Annotated in this window: 16 protein-coding genes; 6 read left to right on the forward strand and 10 right to left on the reverse strand. The window is 71.8% G+C overall.

Annotated features, from left to right (window positions below):
• Nucleotides 1-55: 55 nt before the first annotated feature.
• Together ACH4OW_RS34600 and ACH4OW_RS34605 are read right to left on the reverse strand one after the other, a co-directional pair.
• The gene (locus ACH4OW_RS34600) at nt 56-1,261 is read right to left on the reverse strand and encodes a sensor histidine kinase (RefSeq protein ID WP_398032060.1); all 1,206 of its coding nucleotides are present in this window, start codon (nt 1,259-1,261) and stop codon (nt 56-58) included.
• Between the two features lie 11 nt (nt 1,262-1,272).
• Nucleotides 1,273-1,926, reverse strand: coding sequence for a response regulator transcription factor (locus ACH4OW_RS34605; RefSeq protein ID WP_360134373.1), 654 nt, complete (start codon nt 1,924-1,926; stop codon nt 1,273-1,275).
• Nucleotides 1,927-2,105: 179 nt separating this feature from the next.
• Between ACH4OW_RS34605 and ACH4OW_RS34610 the strand changes: the two genes are divergently transcribed.
• Both ACH4OW_RS34610 and ACH4OW_RS34615 read left to right on the forward strand, forming a co-directional pair.
• Entirely contained in the window at nt 2,106-2,624 is a 519-nt protein-coding gene (locus ACH4OW_RS34610; RefSeq protein ID WP_398032062.1) for a hypothetical protein, read from the forward strand.
• A 237-nt stretch (nt 2,625-2,861) separates the two neighbouring features.
• Nucleotides 2,862-4,907 carry a transglycosylase domain-containing protein gene (locus ACH4OW_RS34615; protein WP_398032064.1) on the forward strand — a complete coding sequence of 682 codons (2,046 nt, stop codon included), beginning with the start codon at nt 2,862-2,864 and terminating at the stop codon, nt 4,905-4,907.
• 57 nt (nt 4,908-4,964) lie between these two features.
• Here the strand turns inward: ACH4OW_RS34615 and ACH4OW_RS34620 are convergent, their stop codons facing one another.
• The 4 genes from ACH4OW_RS34620 to ACH4OW_RS34635 form a co-directional block, all read right to left on the reverse strand.
• Nucleotides 4,965-6,233, reverse strand: coding sequence for a hypothetical protein (locus tag ACH4OW_RS34620; protein ID WP_398032066.1), 1,269 nt, complete (start codon nt 6,231-6,233; stop codon nt 4,965-4,967).
• Between the two features lie 155 nt (nt 6,234-6,388).
• Nucleotides 6,389-7,522 carry an amidase domain-containing protein gene (locus ACH4OW_RS34625; RefSeq protein WP_398032069.1) on the reverse strand — a complete coding sequence of 378 codons (1,134 nt, stop codon included), beginning with the start codon at nt 7,520-7,522 and terminating at the stop codon, nt 6,389-6,391.
• A gap of 154 nt (nt 7,523-7,676) precedes the next feature.
• Nucleotides 7,677-8,648, reverse strand: coding sequence for an adenosine deaminase (add, locus tag ACH4OW_RS34630; protein ID WP_398032071.1), 972 nt, complete (start codon nt 8,646-8,648; stop codon nt 7,677-7,679).
• Nucleotides 8,645-9,643, reverse strand: coding sequence for a nucleoside hydrolase (locus ACH4OW_RS34635; protein ID WP_398032073.1), 999 nt, complete (start codon nt 9,641-9,643; stop codon nt 8,645-8,647). The genes add and ACH4OW_RS34635 overlap by 4 nt, the downstream gene beginning before the upstream one ends.
• A 140-nt stretch (nt 9,644-9,783) precedes the next feature.
• On the opposite strand from ACH4OW_RS34635, the gene ACH4OW_RS34640 reads away from it, so the two are divergent.
• From ACH4OW_RS34640 to ACH4OW_RS34650, 3 genes are all read left to right on the forward strand, one after another.
• On the forward strand, nt 9,784-10,779 hold the full coding sequence (locus ACH4OW_RS34640; RefSeq protein WP_398032076.1) for a LacI family DNA-binding transcriptional regulator: 996 nt from the start codon (nt 9,784-9,786) through the stop codon (nt 10,777-10,779).
• Nucleotides 10,780-10,986: 207 nt separating this feature from the next.
• Nucleotides 10,987-11,280 (forward strand): hypothetical protein, encoded by a 294-nt coding sequence (locus ACH4OW_RS34645; RefSeq protein WP_398032078.1) that lies wholly within the window; start codon nt 10,987-10,989, stop codon nt 11,278-11,280.
• A gap of 281 nt (nt 11,281-11,561) precedes the next feature.
• On the forward strand, nt 11,562-12,332 hold the full coding sequence (locus ACH4OW_RS34650) for a glutamate racemase (protein WP_398032081.1): 771 nt from the start codon (nt 11,562-11,564) through the stop codon (nt 12,330-12,332).
• Nucleotides 12,333-12,334: 2 nt separating this feature from the next.
• On the opposite strand, the gene ACH4OW_RS34655 is transcribed toward ACH4OW_RS34650, so the two are convergent.
• Nucleotides 12,335-13,438 carry a hemopexin repeat-containing protein gene (locus tag ACH4OW_RS34655; protein WP_398032083.1) on the reverse strand — a complete coding sequence of 368 codons (1,104 nt, stop codon included), beginning with the start codon at nt 13,436-13,438 and terminating at the stop codon, nt 12,335-12,337.
• A 265-nt stretch (nt 13,439-13,703) separates the two neighbouring features.
• On the opposite strand from ACH4OW_RS34655, the gene ACH4OW_RS34660 reads away from it, so the two are divergent.
• Entirely contained in the window at nt 13,704-14,339 is a 636-nt protein-coding gene (locus ACH4OW_RS34660; protein WP_398032086.1) for a hypothetical protein, read from the forward strand.
• A gap of 3 nt (nt 14,340-14,342) precedes the next feature.
• On the opposite strand, the gene ACH4OW_RS34665 is transcribed toward ACH4OW_RS34660, so the two are convergent.
• The 3 genes from ACH4OW_RS34665 to ACH4OW_RS34675 are packed head-to-tail and all read right to left on the reverse strand — an operon-like array spanning nt 14,343 to nt 16,419.
• Nucleotides 14,343-14,837 (reverse strand): GNAT family N-acetyltransferase, encoded by a 495-nt coding sequence (locus ACH4OW_RS34665; protein WP_360140225.1) that lies wholly within the window; start codon nt 14,835-14,837, stop codon nt 14,343-14,345.
• Nucleotides 14,838-14,887: 50 nt separating this feature from the next.
• A complete protein-coding gene (locus ACH4OW_RS34670) occupies nt 14,888-15,430 on the reverse strand; it encodes a hypothetical protein (RefSeq protein ID WP_398032089.1) in 543 nt (180 codons plus the stop codon).
• Nucleotides 15,431-15,441: 11 nt separating this feature from the next.
• Nucleotides 15,442-16,419 carry a tetratricopeptide repeat protein gene (locus ACH4OW_RS34675; RefSeq protein ID WP_398032090.1) on the reverse strand — a complete coding sequence of 326 codons (978 nt, stop codon included), beginning with the start codon at nt 16,417-16,419 and terminating at the stop codon, nt 15,442-15,444.
• Nucleotides 16,420-16,483: the final 64 nt, after the last annotated feature.

Raw genomic sequence — 16,483 nt, forward strand, 5'->3', positions numbered from 1 at the left:
GCCGTGCACTGTCCAAGCGCGCGGTTTTTGCCGCACGGAAAAGGGAATCAGCGATTCACCGGCGCGCGGCGGCGGGGAAATCCACGCGGATTTCGAGCCCGCCTTCCGGCAGCGGCTCGGCGTGCAGGTCCGCGTCGTGGGCGGCGGCGATGGCGGCGACGATCGACAGGCCGATGCCCTGCCCGTCGTGGCCGTCGAGGCGGGCCGCGTGCAGCCGCTGGAACGGCTGGAAAATGAACTCGACCTGGGCGGGGAGCACCTTCGGCCCGGTGTTGCGCACGCGCAGGGCGGGCCGGCCCTCGTGCAGGCCCGTCCACACCCGGACCTCGCCGCCGGGCACGTTGTGCCGTACCGCGTTGTCGACGAGGTTGGCGATCAGCCGCTCCACCAGCGGCGGGTCGCCCATCACGGCGGCCGGCGCCAGATCGCCGCAGAGCCGTACGCCGGGTGGGCCGTCCGCGGTGTGCGGCCGGCCGAGGCACTCGGCGGCCGGCGCCGCCAGGTCGACCGGTACGCGCCGGTCGAGGCCCCGCTGACTGCGGGCGAGGGTCAGCAGTGCCTCGATCAGTTTCCCCTGACGGGTGTTGCTGCCCAGCACGCGGAGGCAGGTCTCCCGCAGTTCGGCCGCGCTCGCGTCCGGGTCGGCGAGGGTGATCTCCAGCAGGCTGCGTTCGAAGGTGAGCGGGGTGCGCAGTTCGTGCGAGGCGTTGGCGACGAACCGGCGCTGCGCCTCGAACGCGCCCTCCAGGTGGTCGAGGAGCGCGTCGAACGCGTCGGCCAGTTCCTTGATCTCGTCGGACGGGCCCGGGGCGCCGAGCCGCCGGTGCAGGTCGTTCGCCGAGATCGCCTTCGCGGTGTGGGCCATGGTCCGCAGGGGCCGCAGCGCCCGGCCGGCCATCAGCCAGCCCAGCCACACCGACAGGAACGTCAGCAGCGCCAGCGCGATGCCGGAGGCCGTGAGCAGTTCCTTGAGGTAGCCGCTGCGCTGCTGCCGTAGCCGTTCCTCCAGGCCGGCCGCCGGGTCCGGTATGCCGAGGCCGCCGGACGCCCCGGACGCGGCCGGCGGGGTGGGCAGGTCGGCACCGGCCCACGGCGGCCGGCCGGCCACCAGCAGGTAGACCACGGTGAGCAGCAGCACCCCGGTGACCAGGAAAAGCACCCCGTACAGCAGGGTGAGCCGCAGCCGGATGGTCCAGCGGATGCCGGAGGCGCGGCCGGACCCGGAGCGGGCCGGGCGGCGCGGGCGACGAAGGCGGCGCATCCCCGGCACCCTCAGATCCGGTAACCGGCCTGGGCGACGGTCTCGATGACCGGCGGGCCGCCCAGCTTGCGCCGCAGCCTGCTCACGGTGACCTTGACGGTGTTGGTGAACGGGTCGGCGGCCTCGTCCCAGGCCCGTTCCAGCAGTTCTTCGGCGGAGACCACCCGGCCGCCCGCCGCCAGCAGCAGTTCGAGGACCGCGAACTCCTTGGGGCTGAGGTCGAGCCGTACGCCCGCCCGCAGCGCGGTGCGCCGGCCGGGGTCCAGTGTGAGGTCGGCGTGGCAGAGCACCGGGGGCACCGCGGGCTGGCTGCGCCGGCCCAGGGCGCGGATCCTGGCCACCAGTTCGGCGAAGGCGAAGGGTTTGGGCAGGTAGTCGTCGGCGCCGCTGGTCAGGCCCTCGACCCGGTCCTCGATGGTCGCGGACGCGGTCAGCATCAGGACCCGGGCCGGGTAGCCCTGCGTGATCAGGGTCTGGCACACCTCGTCGCCGTGGAGGCCGGGCAGGTCGCGGTCGAGGACGACCACTTCGTACCGGTTGACCGCGGTGCGCTCCAGTGCGGTCAGGCCGTCGAGTACGACGTCGACCGCCATGCCTTCGCGGCGCAGGCCGGCGGCCAGCGTCTCCGCGAGCTCACGATGATCTTCCACCACCAGAATCCGCATACCCCCACCACCGGCTGGACGCCCTCCGGCCCGATGGTTCCCCTGACGCGGTAACAGCGGCGTAAGCCCTGCCCGGGACGACGGCCGGCTGACGCCCGGCCGACGCCCGGTGTTCCGTCACGGTAACCGCCCTGTTGGTGAACTGGCTCCCAGATGTCCCGCGTTCCGGAGGAGACGACATGACGGCACCGTCCGAAGAGGAAACACCACGGGCGCCACGTACGAAGCGCAGGCTGTTCGCCGTTCCGCTGATCGCCGCGGCCCTCGTGGCCGGCACGGCCGTCCTGACGGTCCAGGGCGGCCCCGCCGCCGCGCGCCCGGCCTCGGCCTCCGCCCCGCTCAGCGCCCAGGCGTCGCAGGCCGCGTCCCCCGCGTCGGCCGACCGGAGCGACTCCGCGACGCGGGAGCGCCAGGCCGGGGCGTTCACGCGGTGCATGCGCGAGCACGGGGTGAAGGAGTTCCCCGGAATCACCGTCAAGGGGAACGGGCAGATTCAGCTGAAACCCGGCGGCCATGTCAACCCGGTCTCCGAGGAGTACCGGTCGGCGGTCGCGGCGTGTACGTCGAAGCTCCCGAAGAACAGCAGCCTGCCGCAGGCTCCGGCGGCCGCGGTTCCCAAAGCGCCGGCGCTCGGTTTCACTTGCACCAAGGAGTGCCCGGCGATACCCAGGTCGCCGCGTCGGCCCGCCGATTTCTGACCTTCCCGCTCCACGTCCAACCGCCTCGATCGGGCGGTTGGACATTATGGTCCCGTCTGCATTCGGGAAATCGCGTCCGGCAAGCCGGACGTAACCCGTCAGCCAGTTCCGAAGAGGCGTGAATTCACCCGACGCGCGGGCGGCCCGGCGCCGCCCGCGGTTCGTCCGACCGGAAACGTAACGGTTTTGTGGTAAAGAAGAACATTAGTACGGTGAGTCATCCCATAGGGTCGAGTGGTGATCGAACGTCGAAAAGGGACACACGCCAGGCCCACCGCAGCCGCCGCGAGCGGCCGATGGCCCGTCCTCGCCCGGTGGTGGGCCGCGAACCGCCGCAGACTCCGGCTCCGCCGCCCCGCCTACCCCCGTCCGGGGCGGTCGGGATTCCGGCGCTGGGTGCCGTCGTGGCGCCAGACACTGGGGCTCACCGGCTCGTTCCTCGGCGTGCTGACCGGCCTCCTGGTGATCATGTACGCGCGTACCGAGATACCCGCCGACCTCAACGCCTTCGCCACCCAGCAGGACAACGTCTACTACTGGGCCGACGGCACCGAGATGGCCCGCACCGGGGACATCAACCGGCAGGACACCCCCCTCGACAAGGTGCCCGAGCACGTCCGCTGGGCCGCGCTGGCCGCCGAGAACGAGACGTTCTACTCCGACAGCGGCGTCTCCCCCAGCGGCATGATCCGGGCCGTCTCCAAGATGGTCACCGGCGGCAGCAAGCAGGGCGGCTCGACCATCACGCAGCAGTACGTCAAGAACGCCTACCTCAACCAGGACCAGACGTTCACCCGCAAGCTCAGCGAGATGTTCATCGCGATCAAGCTCGACAACAAGATGTCCAAGGACGAGATCCTTGAGCGCTACCTGAACACGAGCTGGTACGGGCGCGGCACCTACGGCATCCAGCGTGCCGCCCACGCCTACTACGGCAAGGACGCCGCCCAGCTGAACGCGAGCGAGGGCGCGTTCCTCGCCTCCCTGCTCAAGGGGGCGGCGCTGTACGACCCGGCGGTCGGCCCGGAGAGCCGCGAGCGCGCGGTGGAGCGCTGGAGCTGGGTGCTGGACCGGATGGTGGCCATCGGCAAGCTCTCCCAGCAGGAGCGGGACGGCTACACCCGCTTCCCCGAGCCGCAGGCCCCGCCCAAGCCCGCCGGGCTGACCGGGCAGAACGGCTACCTCGTGGAGACGGCACGGGCCTATGTCGGCGCGCACACCAAGATCTCCGAGAAGGACTTCGCCCTCGGCGGCTACCAGGTCCACACCACCTTCGAGAAGCCCCGGATGCAGGCGCTGACCAAGGCCGTCGGCGACGTGCGGGCCAAGCTGGACCCGGACCGCAGGGAGGCCGATCGCAACGTGCGCATCGGCGCGGCGTCCGTGACCACCGACGGGCGCATCGTGGCCATGTACGGCGGCCCCGACTACCTCAAGCAGGGCTTCAACGACGCCAACTCCTCCGTCGTGCCCGCGGGCAGCGCCTTCACGCCGTTCGTCTATGCCGCGGCCCTGCGCGACGGCGTCGAGCTCGAGCGCGGCAAGCCCCGTACCCCCGTCACCCCGGCCACGGTCTACGACGGCAACAACAAGATCACGCTGCGGACTCCCGAGGGGCCCTACTGGGACCGCGCCGGCAAGATCGCCAAGGCGGAGAACGACGGCGGCAAGTCCTGGGGCAAGATCCCGCTCAAGAGCGCGGTCGCCCAGTCCGTCAACTCCGCCATCATGCAGCTGGGCATGGACGTGGGCCTGGAGCACGTCGGCAAGGTGGGCGTGCAGACCGGGCTGCTGGAGAGCAGCCTCGGCGAGAAGCTGCCGTCCTTCGCCCTGGGCACCGCCACCCCCAGCGCGATCCGGATGGCCGACGCGTACGCCACGTTCGCGGGCCGGGGCAAGCACAGCGAGCCGTACTCGGTCGCCAGGCTCACGCGCAACGCCGCCGGCGTGCCCGTGGAGAAGCCGGCCGCGGAACAGGTCCTGCCAGCGGCCGTGGCGGGTGCCGTCGACGACGCGCTGCGGGACGCCGTCCGCCGGGGCTCGGCCACCCCGGCCAAGGCCGCGGGGCCGGGCGCGGCCGGCAAGACGGGCACCGCGCAGGACAACAAGTCCGCCTGGTTCGTCGGCTACAGCGGGAAGCTGTCGACCGCCGTCTCGCTCGCGCGGATCGATCCGAAGAGCCAGGAGCTGCAGCCCCTGGACGGCATCGGCGGTATGCCCAAGGGCGCGGTCGGCAGCCCGTACCCGATCGACATCTGGACGCGCTACATGACCGCCCGATGAGGGCACCAGGTCCGCGGGGCCCCTCGGGGCCGCGCGGGCCTGGAAGCCGGGCCGGGCCTACTTCACCACCGTGGACCAGTCCGTGACCTGCGCCGGGTCCAGGTCGCGCATCCGGTTCAGCACCTTGGGGTCCTGGGCGTCCAGCCAGTCGGCGAGCTGCTTGAAGGACACGCAGCGCACGCCGTCCTTCTTGCACACCGCCTTCATGACGTCCTCGATGGCCTTCATGTAAATGCCACCGTTCCAGTCCTCGAAGTGGTTGCCGATGAAGAGCGGCGCCCGGCTCCCGTGGTATACGCGGTTGAAGCCGTTGAGATAGCCGTCCCGGGTCAGCTTGCGCCACTGCGCGTACTTCGCCGGATCGCCCTTCGTGTTGTCACCGGACTGGTTGAAGAGGAAGTTGAAGTCCATGGACAGGACCTGCTTCTCGCTCTGCGGGTACGGCAGCAGTTGCAGCGGGAAATTCCAGATCCCGTTCTTCTGCGACGGCCATATCTGGAAGTCGCCGGGCGAGCTGGCGTCGTAGCGCCACTTGAAGTCCTTGGCGGCCGTCAGCAGGTTCTTCTGGCCTTCCAGGCACGGGGCGCGCCCGCCCACCAGTTCCTTCTTGTAGTCGAAAGGCAGCGGGGGCAGGTTTTTGTAGCCGGTGTTCGTCTTCCAGTTCTCGACGAAGGAGTACGCCTGCCGGATCTCGCTCTTCCACTCCTCGGCGCTCCAGTCGCCGCCGCCCTTGGGCCCGCAGAAATGGCCGTTGAAGTGGGTGCCTATTTCGTGGCCGTCCAGCCAGGCGCCCCGCACCTGCCGCAGGGTGTCCTTGATGTGCTCGTCCGTGGCGTAGGAGATCGCCGATTCGCCCGGTTTGTGCTGCGGCGGCTTGTACATCGACGCCTTCGATTTCGGCAGCAGGTAGGTGCCTGTGAGGAAGAAGGTCATCTTGGCGTTGTTCTGCTCGGCGACCTCCCGGAAATGGGAGAAGAGATGGTCGTCGCCCTCCAGCGCGCCGTCCCAGGAGAACACCACGAACTGCGGGGGCTTCTCGCCCGGCTTGAGCTTCGCCGGCTTGGGCTGCTTGGGCTGCGGCCCGGTGTAGGACGTCGAACCGTCCCCGAGCACCTTGACCTTGCCGTCCCACTTCTCCTCGGGCTTCCCGCTGGGCTTCCCCGAGCCGCCTTCGGGCGGGGCCGGCCGCTGCTGCGCGGAGTCCGGCGACGGCGAGGCCGTCTCCCGGTCACCGTCCTGGGCGTCGGAACCGCAGGCCGTCAGTCCGAAGGCGAGTGCCGCCACGGTGACCAGAGCCGGCGTGCCGAGCACGTTCCTCTTCGACAATTTCCTACCCCCTGGCACCAAAACACGTGTTCTTGCCCGAGTATCACAAGTATCACAGGGGCATCAAAAAGCTCATCAGTCCTGTTGCCCCCTGGTGCACCGCAGCCGGGGCCGGCCGGTGGCCGGGCGGCCCCGTGGTCCGCCCGGCCGGACCGTCAGGTGCGGTAGGCGTAGTAGACCGCGTCCGGGTAGGACGCGATGATGCTCGCCACCGACTTCCGGTAGGTGTTGGTCGAGTGGTACGTCAGGTACGGGACGCCGTTCCTGCTGCGGTACGTCGTCATCATGGAGTGGTCCTTGGACCCGTCACCGTCGAAGTCCATTTGCATGACGTCGCCGACGTCCATCTGGTACACGTTCGCCAGGCTGGTCACCCGCTGGGAGTTCAGCGCGTACCACGACCACTCGTTGACGCCCACCCAGCTGTCGGACTGGCCCGTGGCGCCGTACCACCACTTGCGGTAGTCCCCCGCCGAGCCGGTCTCGGCCTTCCAGCCGCCCGCCTTGAGGGCCTGGCTCAAGAAGTTCGTGCAGTCGCCGCCGGCCGCGTTGTACTTGCGGTACTCGGGGTTGTAGTTCCGCCAGTACTTCTCCGAGTACGCCGCCATGGCCGCGTAGTCGTAACCGGAGGTGCCCTGCTTCTTGGGCGCCGAACGCGCGGGGTAGGAGGTGGCGGCGACGGGCGCGTCGGGCATCGGGTTCGCGTCGGCCGCGGCCGTGGCCGCCCGCAGCGTCGGAGCGTTGATCGCGCCGGGCCCGTCGTCCTTGGACCGGATGCCCGTCAGCTCCCACTTCCCGCCGGGGACGGCGGTGAAGTCCAGCTCGTGGCGGGCCTTGAAGCCGGTCGTCGCGGGCTCGTCGCCGCGGATCTTCTTGTACGTGAGCGTGGTGCTCTCGGTGACCTGCACCGTGGCGCGCGCGCCGGCGACCCGCGTGCCGTCCACGGATACCCGGGTGTCGGCGGCGGTGTACGCCTCGCCCAGGGCGGCGAGCCGCTTCTTGCGCGCCCGCAGCGAGGACACGCCGGCGTCCTCGGCCCGCACCAGGCCGGCCGACAGGCGCACCTGCTTGCGGGGCAGCGGGGCTATTCGCCCCGAGCGGTTGTCGAGCAGCGCCGCCGTGCGCTGCGTCAGCACGGCGTCGGCGGTGCGGCTGAACGTTTCGGTCGTCGCCTGGTCCACGCCGGCGGTACGCGGCGTCGCGCCCGCGGGCGAGGCAGGCAGGAACACGGCCGCCACGGCCACGGACAGCACCGTGCCGACAGCGGATCTGAGGGTCGTTGATTTCACGAGATTTCCCCTTGTTCACCCCGACCCACCGGGCCGGGCAGGGAATCTTCGCACGAACTGCCCGCATAACGGATCGCTGATGTCGCGCGGGGCACCCGGGGGCTCCGCGACAACCACGGAACCCGGGCCCGGTGGTGCGCCCCGGCCCCGGCTCCTACCGGATCGCCGCCGGGCCGAACGCCGCGCCCGCCGCGTGCTCCTGGACGCGCTTCTCCTGCTCCACGGTCCATCCGGCACTCTCCCGAAGGGCGGCGAACTCGCGACCCAGGGTGGTGGCCGAGGTGGTGCGGGTGTCGGTGCTGACGGTGACGGCCAGCCCGGAGGCCAACAGGCGCGTCGCGGGATGCGCGGCGAGACCGGGCACCGCGCCGGTCTGCACATTGCTCGTCGGGCACGTCTCCAGGGCGATGCGTTCGCTCCGCAGGCGGTCGAGCAGGGCACTGTCTCCGGTGCAGCGGACGCCGTGGCCGATCCGGCGGGCGCCGAGTTCGTCGATCGCCTCCCACATGCTCCGGGGCCCGGCGGCCTCGCCCGCGTGGACCGTGCAGGCGAGCCCGGCGCCGTGGGCGAGTTCGAAGGCCGGGCGGTGCGGCCGGGCGGTGAAGCGCCGTTCGTCGCCGGCGAGGTCGAGCCCGGCGACGAGCCCGCGGTGGCGCAGGGCGGCCTCGGCGACGGCGAGACTCTCGTCGGGCGTCTGGTGCCGCAGGCAGCACAACAGCAACCCGGTGCGTACGCCGGTCGTCTCGCTGCCCGCCGCCAGCCCCTCGGCCACGGCCCGGATCGCGTCGTCGAGGGTCATGCCGCGGCGGCCGTGCAGCTGCGGCGCGAAGCGGACCTCGCCGTACACGACGCCGTCGGCGCTCCAGTCCTCGACGAGTTCGCGCGCGGCGCGGGTGAGGGCGCCGGGGGTCTGCAACACCTGGAGCGGCACGTCGAGATAGGTGAGGAACGTGGTCAGGCTGCCGCAGTCGGCGGGGGCGACGACCAGTTCGGCGGCCGGCGCTTCGAGGGCGATGCCCTGTTCCGCGGCGAGGTCGGCGACGGTGCCGGGGCGGACCGAACCGTCGAGGTGGCAGTGGAGTTCGTAGCGCGGTACGGGAGCGGGTGCGTGAACCGGGGTGGTCATCGGCTGTTTCCAGGCAGGGGCGAGAGGGGGGCGGGGGTGTCCGGGGCGGGGGCGTCCGGCGCGGCGACGGTGTCGAAGAGGAGCCGCTTGAAGCCGGATGCGTCGACGCGGCGTACGAGGGTCAGGTTGGGGGCGGGGGCGCACACCCGCCGGTCGATGATCATCTGGCCGCGCGCCTCGTCGCCGACCGCTATCTCGACGTACGCCCGTTCCGCCTCGGTGACCAGGCCGGGGCGGAGCGCGACGGCCATGGCGACGGGGTCGGGCAGGTCGTAGCCGGGCAGGCCGGTGACGTCCCGCACCCAGTCGGCGACCGTGCGGTTGATGCGGTGCGCGAAGGTGGCGAGGGGGGTGCCGATCTCCTCCAGGTGCCGCTGGTCGGCGGGGGTCATGACGGCGTCCTTGCGGGAGACGTCCCAGCCGATCCAGGTCACCTTGTCCGGGGTCGCGGCCTGCGCGACGATCCGCGCGGCCTCGGGGTCCGCCCAGACGTTGAACTCGGCGGTGGGCGCGACGTTGCCGCGCAGGTCGGCGGCGCCGGCCATGCAGTACACGTGCCGGTAGCGGGTGAGGAGTTCCGGGTCGCGCAGCAGCGCGGCGGCGATGTTGGTGAGCGGGGCGAGGGTGACCAGGGTCAGTTCCCCGGGGTGCGCACGGGGGGCGGCGAGCAGGACGTCGATCGCGTGCCCGCTCTCGGGCAGCCGTCCGGGGTCGGGCAGGCCGATGTCGCCCATGCCGTCTTCGCCGTGCACGTGTTGGGCGCTGGAAAGGGGCCGTGCCATCGGGCGCGCGCAGCCCGGGTGGACGGGGATGTCCGTCCGCCGCGCCATCTCCAGCGAGATGAGCGCGTTGCGCGTACCGGTCTCCAACGGCACGTTCCCGGCCACCGTGGTGACGGCGCGGACGTCGCCGAGACCGCTGGCCGCGGCCAGCAGCAGCGCCACCGCGTCGTCGGATCCGGTGTCGGTGTCGATGATCAGCGGGAGAGGCGGCACGGCCAGGCTCCTTTCGTACGGAATCGACGCGCCCCGGGGCGAGACCACCGCCGTCACCGGCACCGGCCGGCCGCGATCCGGTCCCGCAGAGCGCGCTCACCCTGCATGTCTAAACGTTTAGATGCCAGAATGCAAGCACGATGACGAAGCGAGCGAACAAGGCAGCGACCCTGACGGACGTGGCCCGCAGGTCCGGGACCTCGACGGCGGTGGTCAGCTATGTGATGAACGACGGGCCCCGCCCGGTCGCCCCGGCGACCCGCGAACGGGTCCTGGCCGCCGCGGCCGAACTGAACTACCGCCCCAACCGCATCGCCCGCGCCCTGCGCTCGCGGACCACCGGCGTGGTCGGCCTGGTGCTGGCCGACGCCTCCAACCCGTACTTCGGCGCCCTGGCCCGGCACATCGAGCAGGCCCTCGGCAAGCGCGACAAACTCACCCTCACCGGCAACGCCGGATACTCCGCCGACCGCCAGAAACACTTCGTCGAGCGCTTCCTCGCCGCGCAGGTCGACGGGCTCGTGGTCGTCTCGGCGGACGGCGGCACCGACGTCGCCGCCGAGGCCGCAACCCTCGGCGTACCGGCCGTCTACGTCCACAACCGCCCCGGCGGCGGGCGCGCCCCGGTCGTGGCCGCGGACAACGACACCGCCGTCCAAGAGGCCGTCGCCCACCTGCGCACCCACGGGCACACCCGCCCGGCCTTCCTCGCCGGCCTGCACGACACCGGCCCGGTGGCCCGGCGCCTCGCCGCCTGGCAGCGCGCCACCGGCACCGACGGCACACTCCTGCGCTCGAACTACGCGCGCGCCGCTGCCGCCGGCCTGACCCGGCGCCTCGCGGCCGAAGGCACGCTGCCCTCGGCCCTGATCACCGCCACCGACGAACAGGCCATCGGCGTCCTGGCCGGCGCGTCGGCCGCCGGGCTGGCGGTGCCGGGCGATCTGGCCGTCGTCAGCCTCGACGGCTCCCCCGACAGCGCCTACACGTCCCCCGCCCTGACCGTGACCGAACAGCCCCTGCACACCATGGCCGAACAGGCCGTGGCCCTCCTCCTCGACAGCACCCCTCCCCCGCCCGCACCCCGCGCCTCCTTGGCCGTACGGCGCAGTTGCGGCTGCACGGGCGAAAGCTGACGCGAATGCGCGCCTGGCGGCCTCACTGGCTCAAAAGTGCCCAAGACGTCCTTTCCCGTGACGTGCCGTCCGGGCGCGAGAGCCTCCCGCGACGGGGCGGACCAGCGACGTATGCCTGGGCACTTCGATCTCTTCATATACAGTGATCGACTGTTATCGGCCACCACCAACAGGCCCGCAGAGTCTGTCACTTGGAGTAAAAAGCCCATGCGTCGACGTTTCACCACACTCGCCGTTTCCGCTGCCATAGCGGGCGGCGTCCTGTTCTCGGCCGTCCCCACCGCGCAGGCCGCCCCCGTGTCGGCCCGTGGCCAGGTCACGTGCCACATCGGCCAGATGCAGCAGCAGGTCAACGAGCACAAGAGCAAGGCCGCCAAGCTGGACGCGCGCGGCCGGCACGCGGCGGCCAAGAAGGAGCGCGCGAAGGCGCGGTCGATCGAGAAGCGGATCAAGCAGTGCCTGGACGCGGACAAGAACAACCCCGGCCCCATCGGCGGCTGATGCCCGGCCACCGGTTCACTCCGGCGCGTACCCGCAGGCGGCACCGGAGGTGAACGAGCCCCCGTCCGGCGATCGCCTCGCCGGGCGGGGGCTCTTCCCGTTCCCGGTACCAGGCCATTCTTCCCGGATTGGCCAGGTCGTCCGGCTCCCGCGTTGTGCAGACTCGCCACCAGTGACACCGAAGCACCGACACACCGGAGGCACCAGGCATGGCGCGAGGCCCCAGGCATCGTTACGAGGACACGGCACCGGACCGCAGCGGCCGAGTGAGGATCGCGGTCATGGACGTGGGAATCGGGCTGCTGGCGGCGGCGTCCGCGGTGCGCCGGCTCCGCCCGGACGCCGATCTCGTCCTCTCCTCGGACCCCGACGGTATGCCCTGGGGCCCGCGCACCCCTGAGGACATCACCACCCGCGCCCTGGCCACCGCTGAGGCGGCCGCCGCGCACCGGCCGGACGCGCTGATCGTCGCCTGCAACACCGCCACCGTGCACGCCCTGCCCGCCCTGCGCGCCCGCTTCGAACCCGGCCTGCCGGTCGTCGGCACGGTCCCGGCGGTCAAACCGGCCGCTGCGGGCGGTGGGCCCATCGCCGTCTGGGCCACTCCCGCCACCACCGGCAGCCCGTACCAGCGCGCGCTGATCCAGGAGTACGCCGACGGCGTGGCCGTCGCCGAAGTGCCGTGCCCCGGGCTCTCCGACGCCGTCGAGCGCGCGGACGAGGCGGCCGTCGCCCTCGCGGTCGCCGAGGCGGCGCGGCGCACCCCGGACGACGTCGCGGCCGTGGTCCTCGGCTGCACGCACTACGAACTCGTCGCCGCACACGTCCGCGCAGCCGTACGGCGCCCCGGCCGGCCGGCGCCCGTCCTGCACGGCTCGGCGGGCGCGGTGGCCGTCCAGACACTGCGAAGGATCGGCCTGCCGCCCGCTCCCGAGGCGCCCGCCGAGGGCACCTTGACCATGCTGCACAGCGGACGTGCGGCAGCGCTGCCTCCGCAGGCACTGGCCTATGCCGAGGGCCGTCGCCTACAGGCGCTCAGTCCTGCGCGCTGAGGTCAGGTGACCGGGGTGATGGTGACGTCGACGGTGACGTGGCCGTCGTCGCTGCTCACGGTGTAGGAGCCGTTGCCGGTGAAATCCTTGGTGCCGCGGGCGAGATAGTCGTCGCCGCTGGTCAGGTCGTACTCGTCGACCCAGAAGCCGACCTTGGCGATGTCGTTCGCGGTGAACGGCAGGTTCATGGACGGCGCCGCGCTGTTGCGGGTCGGGGTGGAGTTGCCCTGGTTCTTCTGGGTCCAGATCCGGAAGTGGCTGCCGTCCTTGAGGTCCAGCCGGATCGAGCCGTAGGGCTCGGGCTCGTACTCGCCGTCGTTGACGAAGGTGATCCTGAAGTCGGCGCGCGCCTTGACCGGTGGGAAGGGCGGCGCGGGTGTGGCGGCGGCGAACTGGCTGTCCTTGAGCCCCGGCCACATGTCGGAGATGTTGCGGGCCCCGCTCAGCGGCTTCCACTCGTCGAGGTCGAACTGCAGGACCTGGTCGCCCTTGACGAAGTAGCACAGCCGGCGTTTCCTCCCGGCCAGCACCGCGGGCGGGATGATCTGGTAGACCACCGCGTCGAGGTCCCGGTCGAGCCCGGCCTCCTTCAGCCCGGGCCACTTGGCGGCGATGCTGTAGGGGCCGCCGCTCACCCGGTCGGTGACCGGGTCGTAGGTGACGAACCTGTCACCCTTGAAGAAGTAGTACGTGTCCACGGTCCCGAACGGGACGTCCTCCTGGTCCAGGAACGCGGCCTGGATGTCCCGCTCGAACCCGGCGTCCTTCATGCCCGGCCACAGCGGGGCGATTTCCAGGGGGCCGTAGAGGATCTGCTCGTTCGCCACGTCGTAGCGCACGTACTGGTCGCCCCGGAAGATGTAGAGGTAGTCCTTCTCGATCGGCAGGTCCATCGCTATGGGGTTGAGGCGCCACGAGAAGGGGACGGCGGCGTCGATGGCGGTGGCGAACTGGGTGTCCTGCAGGCCCGGCCAGCCCGTGCTGATGGCCCGCGGGCCGACGCGTATGGCGTTGTCGGTGAGGCTGTAGAGCAGGTACTGATCACCCAGGAACAGGTACGTGTCCCACTTGAGCTGGGAGCGGTTGAACGTGGCCTGGATCGTCATCGATCCCTCCCAAGGCGCCCGGGGGCGGGACGTCCGGTACAGCCCGGTTGCCGTACCGCGCTGCCGCCCATCACCCCGGACGCTAGGAGCGCCGGCAGGGCGCGTCCAGAGGGCTCTTCGGCCGATGTCGCGAAGGCGGCCGCCGGGGAGTCCGGGCGAATGCCAGGGCCATGCCAAGACGCGGGGGGCCACGGGCTACCCTGCGGTGATCCACTTCCGCGCGGCGCGCCCGACGCGCGGACGCACCACAACGAGGGAACCCTTCATGACCACGCCTCCCCCGCCGCAGAACGGCGGCTACCCGCCCTACGGACAGCCCGGCCAGCCCCCGTACGGCCAGCCCCCGGCCCCCCACGGCCAGCCTGCGTACGGGCAGAACCCCTACGGACAGAACCCGTACGGACAGGCACCGCACCCGCAAGCCCCCTACGGTGGGCCCGGGATGGCGCAGCAAGGCGGCTACCCGGCAGGCCCCCTGCCCACCGGCCCCGCGCCCACGGGCCCGAACCCGGGACAGCGGCCCCCGCGGCGTGTGCGCGTCCCCGGTATCGTCCGCGCCCTCGTCGTGCTGCTGATCTTCGGCGGGGTGGCGGCGTGGGTGGTGCTGCACCAGGACGAGTACAACGCCGAGAGCAGGAAGAAGCCCAAGGTTGACCCGCACAGCGTCACGAACGCCAAGGTGGGCGACTGCCTGCACAAGACGGGCGGCACGGACGACGAGCCGGAGCTCGAAATCCTCGGCTGCGGCGAATCGGGTGCGCAGTTCAAGGTGGTCAAGATGCGGCCGCAGGACGGGTGCGAACCCGGGCAGGGCCTCTACCGGATGCGCAACACCAGGAGCCACTTCGAGGTCGTGAGCTTCTGCATGACGCGTCTCAACGGGGCGTCCACCACCCCGTGAGGCTCAGCCGGCCGGCACCGACTCGTAGTACCGCACGCGTTCGTCCTCGCCGACCGGACGCATGCCGGCCGCGGCCATGACGCGCTGGGACGCCACGTTGCCGAGGTCGGCGTCGCCTTTCACGCAGGCGATGCCGATCTCCCGTGCGTAGGCCAGAAGCGCCCGCAGGGTCTCGGAGGCGTACCCCCGGCCCCGGGCCGACGGCACCAGGCCGTAGCCGATCGTCACGCTGCCGTCCGCGTCGGCGGGGCCGTGGAAGTCCGCACCGCCGATCGCCAGCCCGTCGGTACGGCGCCGGATCTCGTACGCGCCGGGATGCCGGGCGCCGTTCCCCTCCGTGCACGCCCGCAGAAAGCGCCTGGCCGCCGCCAGGTCGTCGTCCATGGGATACCCGGGTGCCCACCGGGCGCTCTCGCTTCGCGTGCCGGCTGTCAGTTCCTCGGCCTCGCCGACGCTCAGCCGGTGGAGCACGAGCCTCTTCGTCACCAGATCGTCCATAGCGACGTCAAGTACCACGCACTCCGGGCGGACCGCACGTCAATTGTCTGCTACAGGCCCGGGATGGGCGGGGTGCCGAACTGCGCCTCCAGGGCGTTGAACAGCACCTTCCAGGTCTTGAACTCGGTGTTGGTGTGCACCGCGATCGTCTGCTCGCCGTCGGGGGTGCCGACGGCGGCGAAGTGCGACCCCTGCATGCTGCCGCCCATGCCGCGGAGCGTCAGCCCGCCGGTCACCGCCGGGTCCAGTTCGAAGACGCCGAGGCCGTACGCGGCGTTGGGTATCCAGTTGCCGCCCTCGGTGGAGACCAGGGACCACACCGCGCGGTGCTGGGCCGGGGGCAGGAGGCTGCCGGACGCGAACGCGTCGAACACCTGGATCATCTCGCCGGTCGTGGAGATGACGTTGCCTGCCGACCAGGCCCACGAGCTGTTGTACTCGGTGGTGTCCAGGGGCAGGAGGCCGGGCTCCTCGAACATCGACCGCCAGTTGTCGGCGGTGACGTCCTCGGGGTCGGCGCCGTCCTTCAGGAACAGGCTTGAGTACGCCCTCGGGTGCGGCTCGGGATAGCCGGTCTCGTCGGCGGGGCGCACGTAGGTGCGGGTCAGGCCCCGGTCTCGATGTCGGCCACTCCCGCGGAGCCGAACCAGGTCCCGTCGGCGGCCTGGCGGAGGCGGTCGAGGGCCTCCTGCCGCGGCATGGCGGCGCCCCGGCCGTACGCCTGGTCGTACGCCGCCCGGCCGAGCCGTCGCGCGAGTTCGGTGGCGAGTTCGCGCAGCTCCGGGTCGCCGTCGTCGAAGGCGCCGCGGATGGCCAGGCTCGTGCCGAGCGCGGTGGCCGCGCCTGCCGGGTCTTCTTCCGCCAGCAGCAGCCTGGCCAGGAGTTGGGCGGCCGGCGCGATGTTCCGGTGGGCGAAGGCCGCCTGGACGGCCCGGGGCAGCAGTTCGCGTGCCCGTACGGTGTCGCCGGCCGTCAGGAGGACCGCCATCCGCACCGGTGCGATCCAGTCCCCCACCGCCTCGCCGGGCAGGGACGTCTCGCGGCCGAGCGCCTCCATCCGGCTCAGCTCCCGGTCGGCGCGCTCCGGCTCCCCGGCGCGGCGGTGCAGGTCGGCCCGGCAGGCCAGGGCGCCGATCCGCTGGAGGGTATCGCCGCGGTCCACGGCCGCCCGCTCGGCCCTGTCGATGTCGTGCCGCGCGCCCGCCAGGTCGCCGCCGCGCATCCGTTCGGCGGCGATCCCCAGCCGGTACTGGACCTCGTGCTGGGGTACGAGGGCGAGCCCGCGCCGGTAGGCGGCGACCGCCTCGTCGTGCTCACCGCGGACGGAGTGCACCTGCGCCACGCCCGCCAGCGCCATCGCCGTGCACAAGCGGTCGCCCGACGCCTCGAACTCGCGCAGGGCGCAGGCCGTCGCGTTCGCGAGCCCCGCCCAGTCGCCGCGGTCGTGGCACATGAAGGCTTCCACGAGGAACGTGCAGGCGACAGCCCACCGGTCCGGGCATCCGCGTACCTCCCGCATCCGGCGTTCGACCAGCTCGTCCAGGCCGAGCAGGTGGCCCAGCCCCAACGTCGCCAGGAGCACCGTCGGGTAGCGCTCCAGCGCGCCGGCGCGCGCAGTCCTCGATGACGGCCCGCACCCGCTCGGC

The sequence above is a fragment of the Streptomyces sp. NPDC017056 genome (assembly GCF_044332485.1).
GTDB lineage: Bacteria > Actinomycetota > Actinomycetes > Streptomycetales > Streptomycetaceae > Streptomyces.

Bases quoted from the DNA above. Each gene is read 5' to 3' on its own strand.
- ACH4OW_RS34600 (WP_398032060.1), bottom strand. From the start codon at position 1,261: ATGCGCCGCCTTCGTCGCCCGCGCCGCCCGGCCCGCTCCGGGTCCGGC.
- ACH4OW_RS34605 (WP_360134373.1), bottom strand. From the start codon at position 1,926: ATGCGGATTCTGGTGGTGGAAGATCATCGTGAGCTCGCGGAGACGCTG.
- ACH4OW_RS34610 (WP_398032062.1), top strand. From the start codon at position 2,106: ATGACGGCACCGTCCGAAGAGGAAACACCACGGGCGCCACGTACGAAG.
- add (WP_398032071.1), bottom strand. From the start codon at position 8,648: ATGACCACCCCGGTTCACGCACCCGCTCCCGTACCGCGCTACGAACTC.
- ACH4OW_RS34640 (WP_398032076.1), top strand. From the start codon at position 9,784: ATGACGAAGCGAGCGAACAAGGCAGCGACCCTGACGGACGTGGCCCGC.
- ACH4OW_RS34645 (WP_398032078.1), top strand. From the start codon at position 10,987: ATGCGTCGACGTTTCACCACACTCGCCGTTTCCGCTGCCATAGCGGGC.
- ACH4OW_RS34650 (WP_398032081.1), top strand. From the start codon at position 11,562: ATGGACGTGGGAATCGGGCTGCTGGCGGCGGCGTCCGCGGTGCGCCGG.
- ACH4OW_RS34655 (WP_398032083.1), bottom strand. From the start codon at position 13,438: ATGACGATCCAGGCCACGTTCAACCGCTCCCAGCTCAAGTGGGACACG.
- ACH4OW_RS34660 (WP_398032086.1), top strand. From the start codon at position 13,704: ATGACCACGCCTCCCCCGCCGCAGAACGGCGGCTACCCGCCCTACGGA.
- ACH4OW_RS34665 (WP_360140225.1), bottom strand. From the start codon at position 14,837: ATGGACGATCTGGTGACGAAGAGGCTCGTGCTCCACCGGCTGAGCGTC.